6 protein-coding genes are annotated in these 6,890 nt (G+C 59.6%); 1 reads left to right on the forward strand and 5 read right to left on the reverse strand.

Translation table 11 applies throughout. The features are described from left to right. The first annotated feature begins 242 nt into the window (after nt 1-242). Entirely contained in the window at nt 243-875 is a 633-nt protein-coding gene (locus tag LN415_09160; protein ID MCJ2557253.1) for a LysE family translocator, read from the forward strand. Between the two features lie 2 nt (nt 876-877). Here the strand turns inward: LN415_09160 and LN415_09165 are convergent, their stop codons facing one another. The 5 genes from LN415_09165 to LN415_09185 all read right to left on the reverse strand — a co-directional run. Beyond that, entirely contained in the window at nt 878-3,676 is a 2,799-nt protein-coding gene (locus tag LN415_09165) for a C25 family cysteine peptidase (protein ID MCJ2557254.1), read from the reverse strand. Nucleotides 3,677-3,844: 168 nt separating this feature from the next. Beyond that, nucleotides 3,845-5,545: a succinate dehydrogenase flavoprotein subunit gene (sdhA, locus tag LN415_09170; GenBank protein MCJ2557255.1), complete on the reverse strand. Its 1,701-nt coding sequence runs from the start codon at nt 5,543-5,545 to the stop codon at nt 3,845-3,847. A 4-nt stretch (nt 5,546-5,549) separates the two neighbouring features. Then, nucleotides 5,550-5,912: a hypothetical protein gene (locus tag LN415_09175; protein ID MCJ2557256.1), complete on the reverse strand. Its 363-nt coding sequence runs from the start codon at nt 5,910-5,912 to the stop codon at nt 5,550-5,552. Beyond that, entirely contained in the window at nt 5,909-6,304 is a 396-nt protein-coding gene (sdhC, locus tag LN415_09180) for a succinate dehydrogenase, cytochrome b556 subunit (protein MCJ2557257.1), read from the reverse strand. The genes LN415_09175 and sdhC overlap by 4 nt, the downstream gene beginning before the upstream one ends. Before the next feature lies 1 nt (nt 6,305). Further along, nucleotides 6,306-6,890 (reverse strand): succinate dehydrogenase iron-sulfur subunit (locus LN415_09185; GenBank protein ID MCJ2557258.1); only part of this gene is annotated, 585 nt, incomplete at its 5' end.

Here is a 6,890-nt window from a genome sequence, read left to right on the forward strand (position 1 = left end):
CTGGACCCATTCGACTGGTCCTGGAAGGCATATCCCCCGAGGCTGAAGAGACCAGAGACATCCTCGCCAACTGCCCCGACAGTTCTCTCGTAGGCGTCCTCAGAACAGATATGAAGAGCAGACCTGTTCTACTGCGTGTGATTGAAGGTTGAGCTGAATCGGGTTTCTCTCTGCTGTAATTCGCTTTTGCTGGTAAATTCCTTCGGCTATGGTCATAACCGAATTCAGCGCCAATCTCTTAAATGCGGACAGGTATCAACCTCTCCGTGTACGAGATCCTCGCCGTGCTCGGGCTCACCGTATTCCTCTCGCTGACGGGTGTCATGATGCCAGGCCCCGTCTTCGCGGCCACTGTCGTAAAGGGGTCCGAGGATGCCAAGGCCGGCATCCCCATAGCCCTGGGACATGGCGTCATCGAGTTCCCCCTGATGGTGGGAGTGTTCTACGCGGCCTCTTGGCTTGAGGATTCTTGGTTGCTGGCGGTCATAGGCATCGTCGGCGGACTATTCCTTCTCTTGATGGGATATCAGATGATAAGGTTCAGAGAGGGCGAGGGGGAGGAATACATGCCATACTCCTCGTTTGTGACGGGAATGGTCACAACGCTCACGAACCCGTACTTCTTCCTGTGGTGGGCGACCGTCGGCTTCAGCCTGATAGTCATGGCCGCCGCCTACGGTGTCATCATCATCATCGTCTTCGCCGTCGTCCACTGGTCCTGCGACCTGGTGTGGGACACGCTCGTCTCCTACACGGTGAACAGGAGCAAGAAGTTCTGGACGCCGAAGACAAGAACTGGCGTGTTCGTCGTCTGCGGAGGCCTGCTCATCCTCTTCGGATTCTACTTCATCGTCTCCGGGTTCATCGGCTTCTGACTCTAGACCAAGATTATCGTGATCACTATCGAGGTCGATCCGCCTTCGTCGTCCGTGACTGTCAGTGTGACGTTGTACGTGTCTGCCGCCATGAACGCATGCGTTTGAGCATCTGACGCCGCGAACGGATACGTTCCGTCCGTGCTGGGATACGGGTCTGGTCCCACTCCATCGTTGTAGTACGTCGCCGCGTCGTCCGGTGACAGGTCATCCCAGTTCCACGTGAACGTCAGGTCATCGCTTCCCGGGTCCGTCGCATCGGCCTCGAATGTGATGTCGTGTCCGACGAAGAACTGGTTCACCCCTAAGATCCACTCCCACCTATCGGGATGCCTCACGTTGAAGTTGTGCTGCGTGAGATTGTACCCGCCATCCTCGAACGAGACGTTCACCCATACGGGACTCGCGCCCCAGACCTGCCCGTTGACAGGGTCGTCGAGCGGCGTGTACACGACCTTCACAGTGATTACCCTCGTCACGTCGCATTCCACGTCCACGAGCGTCTGTGCCTGATCGTCCGGGCTTCCCGGATATCGAACGACCTCCGCGTAGCCGATCTGCGTCCCGTCCTCGTAAACGTACATCTCAACGTTGTGCCACTTCTCCCCCGCCGCGCGGAGCGTGAAGTCGACCAGGATGTATGCCTTCACGTCCTCGATCGTCGGGTTCACATTGAGCACTGTGACATCGACCACATCGGAGCCTGTGAGGCCGAGCTCGTCTCGCACCTCCACCATAGCCTCTCCCATGTAGTCGTCCCCGAGCGTGAGCGTCGCGGTCGGACTAGTTGACCAGGAGGTGTCCCAGTTCCCGTCGTTGTCGAGGTCCCATCTGTACTCGAGGGGATCTCCCTCGGGATCGTAGGACCCGCTAGCGTCGAAGAGAATCGTCTCGCCCTCGTTCACGATGACCGGCCCCGCCACGCTCGCAACGGGCGGGTAGTTCGGCACCGTGTACAGGAGATACGTCTCCGGGTCGCCGAAGAGGTTGTAGTTCAGCTCGTTCGTTGTCACCTTTGTCGTCGGCTTCTTGGCCTCGACCAGGGCCTTCCCCGCAGGCCAGCCGTCCTGGATGATGCCGCGGTTGTAGGCGTAGCCGAAGTTGGGATTCGCCATCGACGTGGGATCGTACGTCCAGTTGCCGCGCGATCCTGTGGAGCCTCTCGTCGCCCCGATTGTCGCTATCCCCCCGTTCTTGAGGAGCGCGTAGGCAAGGTTGCCGCTGCTCTCTGGTTTTGCGTTTCCGCACGAGGCCTGGTATGTGAAGGTCGGCTTCGAATCGTCGAGGTTGGGAGCCCTGCCGGAATCGAAGATATCGGACGCGGAGGTCGTGCTGCCGTGGGTCCACCACGTGATCACTCCGTACCCGTTCTTCCATTCGTTCTCTACACTGTCTTTGGAGGTGGGCCACAGCTCAGGCGTCGGCCCTCCGACCGGGGCATAGTCCTCTTTGTATATCCGGTAGTAGTCGAACCCCGCAGCGATCGCGTAGTCGTTGAGCACCTCCTCGCCATACTGATAGGCGGGCGTGGTGTCGGTGAGCGGCGACATCGGCAGAAGGATGGATTCCCTCCAGCTTATGTCGCCTGGGTCCGTCTCGTACTGGATCATTTTGCCGAGGATGTGGTCCAGCTGGTCATAGTCGTCGTCGTAGACGGGTATCCTTCCGACCCAGACGTTGGCGTCGTTCTCGGGTCCGCCTGGGCCTATGTCGCCGGTCGCCCAGATGTAATCAATCACCTCGTTGTCAGGTCTGACCAGGTCTGGGCTGCCCGACAGGTCTATGTTGTTGTAGTATCTGCCCGTCAGCCCGGCGGCCGTGTCCGCCTCGTTCCTGAGGTGGTCCACCGGGATGATCTGACGACCGACGTATGTTGGGTCTGCCTTGCCCACGGTCGTCCTGTAGTAGAGCCTCATGATGCCGTCCCCGATGTGCTCCTTGTATTCTAGCTTAATATCGTGGTTGCCTGCGGTCATGACCCTCGGTGCAGTGTTGCTGGTGGGCGGGTGCTCGGTGAGATTGTCCCAATTATCGATGATCAGGTCTCCGTCTATCCAGAGCTTTACTCCGCCGTCCGTGAAGGTCTGGAACTCGTACTGCTGGTCGAAATCGCAGTACACGTATCCGGTCCACCTGGCAGAGAAGTAGTCCGTGTTGATGGTGGGATCCGGGCTCAGCGGATTGGCAATGTCGACCGGTTCGGCGTGGTATCCATCGTCATCGAGGTCCCAATCGCCGTCGAGGTCGGCGTAGAACATGTCGGTTGGTATGTCACTGTGATCCCAGTTGAAGTAGCCGTACATGGTATCCTTCATGGGTATGTCGCCCACAGAATCCCCGGGATCGGTTGGATCATCGGGGTCGGGGTCGCCTATCAGCAGGACGTACTCTATGCCCATCGGCCCGTGGTTGTCAAGCAGCCACTGCCTTATCTTCTCGGCCCTCCCGTTCGGGGCCTCTCCCGTCAAGGAGTCGAAGTCTGTCTCCGTAACGACTAGAACGTCGTGTCCGTAGAGCTCCTTCAGGTGCACGAAATGCTCGAGCCTGTCGCTGCTGGCCACGATGGCGTTCGTCGTTATGATGACGTAGTCATACGTGGACGTGAGCCTCGGGGTTCTGGGCTCCCCTCCTGAAGGACGGTTGCGGTTGTTGGTCTCCTTCAGGTTCGTTGTAGGGTCGTCTGCTGGATACTGCTCTTCGCTCTGCGTGACTTCCGTCTCTCCGCCGAAGGATGCCGCCGCAAACGCTGTTGCGATGAGTGCAAAACACACTGCAACGCTGAAAACTCTCTTGTCAATCATCTTCTTCCCTCCTCGTGAGTTGCCACAGGATTCCATTTGGGCGTGAGAAGTAGCGAGGACTGCTCGTCTCCTCTAGATGCTTCGGCCTCTTCCCCAAACTCTGGGCCCCTCCCCGAGCTTATGCTGGCTGATACGAACTATGGATATAAAATCGTTGCCCAGAAACGACTAGTACTTCCTCTCCTGCGGCTCCCATTTGGTGATAACAACGGGCTTGTAGTCCAGCCTGATCTTGCCGTTCTCCATCCACGCCATCGTGTGCTTCAGCCAATCCTTGTCGTCGCGCTTCGGGAAGTCCGTTCTGTAGTGCGCGCCCCTGCTCTCCTCCCTCGCCAGTGCGCCAACGGCCATCACTTCCGAGAACTCCAGGATGTTCCTCGTCTGTATAGTGTCGATGAGCTCCGTGTTGAAGATCCTGCCCTTGTCTGCGGTGCCTATGTTCTGGAACCTCTCCATGAGGTCCTTGATCCGCTCGATGCAGAGCTCCAGGTCCTCTTTGACCCTGTATATCCCGCAGAGCCGAGTCATCGCGTTCTGCAGGTTCGTCAGCAGCTTCGGGGCGGATTCCTTGCCGTCGGCTGCGAGCAGGGATGTTACGTCGCTCTCGACCTCCCTCAGGTGTTCGTCCGGGAAGTTCACGAACTGCGTCCCCTTCGCGTGGTCTCTGGCGGCTATCCCCGCCTGTTTCCCGTAGACAACGGCGTCCAGCAGCGAGTTCGTGCCGAGCCTGTTCGCCCCGTGGACGGAGACGCAGGCGCATTCTCCCGCCGCGAACAGCCCCGCGACAGGGGTGTTCTTGACATCCGAGATCACATTCCCGTCTATCGTTGTCGGGAGCCCGCCCATCGAGTAGTGGGCGGTAGGCTGAATCGGTATTGGGTCCTTGATGGCGTCCACGCCGACGAAGTCAAGTGCCAGAGTGTGAATCTGAGGCAGCTTCTCCAGTATCGTCTCCTTCCCCAGGTGCCGCAGGTCGATATGCAGGAAATCGCTCCCGCCAATCCCGCGACCCTCGTTGACCTCCGTCTGCATGGCTCTGGATATCACGTCCCTCGGAGCCAGCTCCATCTTCTCCGGGGCGTAGTTCTCCATGAACCTCTCGCCCTTGTCGTTGAGCAGGTACCCGCCCTCGCCGCGTGCGCCCTCGGTGACGAGTATGCCATGCTGGTACAGTCCCGTCGGGTGGAACTGAACGAACTCCATGTCCTCGAGCGGGAGTCCAGCGTGGAGGAACATACCGAGGCCGTCCCCCGTGTTCGCCGCCGCGTTGGACGTGATCTTGAAGGCTCGCCCGTACCCCCCCGTGGTGAAGATGACGGACTTGGCGCTGAAGGCCTCGATCCTGCCGGTCTTCATGTCCAGGGCCGTCACGCCCGCGCAGGTCCCGTTCACCAGGGCGACGGAAAGCGCGAACCATTCATCGTAGAATGTCATCCTCTGCCTGAGACTCTGCTCGTACAGCGTGTGCAGGAGCGTGTGCCCCGTCCAATCCGCAGCGTAGCACGCTCTCGGCTTGCTGTGCCCGCCAAAGGGCCTCTGCGCGATCTTGCCCTCAGGCGTGCGGCTGAAGGCGACACCCATGTGCTCCAGCTCGTAGATGTTCTTCGGAGCTTCGTTGATGAGGACCTCCATCGCGTCCTGGTCGCAGAGGTAGTCCGCGCCCTTGACCGTGTCGAACGCGTGCTCCTCTATCGAGTCGGGCGTCTCGTTCCCCAGTGCGGCCGCTATGCCTCCCTGGGCGGCACCCGTGTGCGACCTCAGCGGGTGGATCTTCGAGATGATGGCGGTGTCCACCTCCCTCGACGTCTCTATGGCTGCCCGAAGGCCCGCCAGACCGCCGCCAACTATCACAACGTCGTGCTTTCTCATCCAATCACCCCAACATGAACGGCAGGAACGCCCACACCGCGAACGCGAAGAGGAAGATCGCCACGATCACCAGGACGGCCGAGACCGCCGCCCTCTTGCGCGGGTCGGAGGTGTAGTCGTACACGACGTTCCTAACCCCATTGAATGCGTGGAATATGACGAAACCCAGCAGCAGGTTGTTGATGATCATGAACGTGAGCCCCTGCAGGCGGATCCTCACCTCCGATATCACGATCGCATCGTGCGGGTCCATGTAGTGCAGGACGGCCATGTGGATGAGGAGCAGGACTATGAGAGCCGCACCGCTGACCCTTTGAAGGATCCAGAGCCACATGCTTCTCTTCGATTCCGTCGGCGCGCCCATCATCCCCCTCCTATTACGGGCCAGACTATCGCGAGACCCACGAACCAGACCGCGACCGCGATGACCATGAAAGCCCAGAACATGGCCTTCTGGTGCTTGAGCCCTATTCCCATGTCGAACAGCGTGAGCCTGATGCCGTTGAGCCCGTGGACGAGACCGCCCATGATCATTATGAGCTCGCCCGCAGCGAAGAGCGGTTCTCTGAACGTCTTCAGGATGCTCTCGTAGCCCTCTCCGTTGAGGCTTGCCTGCGTGACGACGTATATGTGCACCACGAGGTACACGACCAGGAGGATGCCCGTAGCCCGGTGTACGATGTGTGCGAGCGTGCCCGTCTCCTTCCAGGTCCTCGCTATCTTCCTCACGTAGTAGCCGAATCCGCTCTGCTTGAGCATTCTATCGCCTCCTGGAGAAGGCCCTCTTGAGGACCTCCCGCCTGAGGTTCTCGATCGCCTCCGTCGTGTCTATCTCCTTCGGACACGCCTCCGCGCACCTGAACATCGTGTGGCACCTCCATACGCCGCACTCGTTGTTCACCATGGCTAGCCTCTCGTCCGTGATCTCGTCCCTCGAGTCGGCAACGAACCGCCAGACCTTCGTCAGGGCGGCGGGACCCAGGTACTTGTCGTCCGTCCACACGATCGGACATGAAGTCGTGCACGCGGCGCACATGATGCATTGCGCGGGCGCGTCGTACTTCTTCCTGGCCTCGACGGTCTGGATGCGCTCCTTCTCGGGCGGTTGCGACTCTGAAACGAGATACGGTCGTATGGACCTGTACTGCCCGAAGAACGGTGCGAAGTCTACGACGAGGTCGTTGATGACGGGGTATCCCGGAAGCGGCTCGACGACTATCCTGCTCTTCCCCAGCGCGTCGACCTGCGTATTGCACGCCAGCATGTTCTTTCCGTTGACGCTTACGGCGCACGAACCGCATATCGCGCTTCTGCAGGAATGTCTGAAGCTGAGGCTAGGGTCCAT

Source organism: Candidatus Thermoplasmatota archaeon (assembly GCA_022848865.1).
In the GTDB taxonomy this organism is placed as follows: domain Archaea; phylum Thermoplasmatota; class Thermoplasmata; order RBG-16-68-12; family JAGMCJ01; genus JAGMCJ01.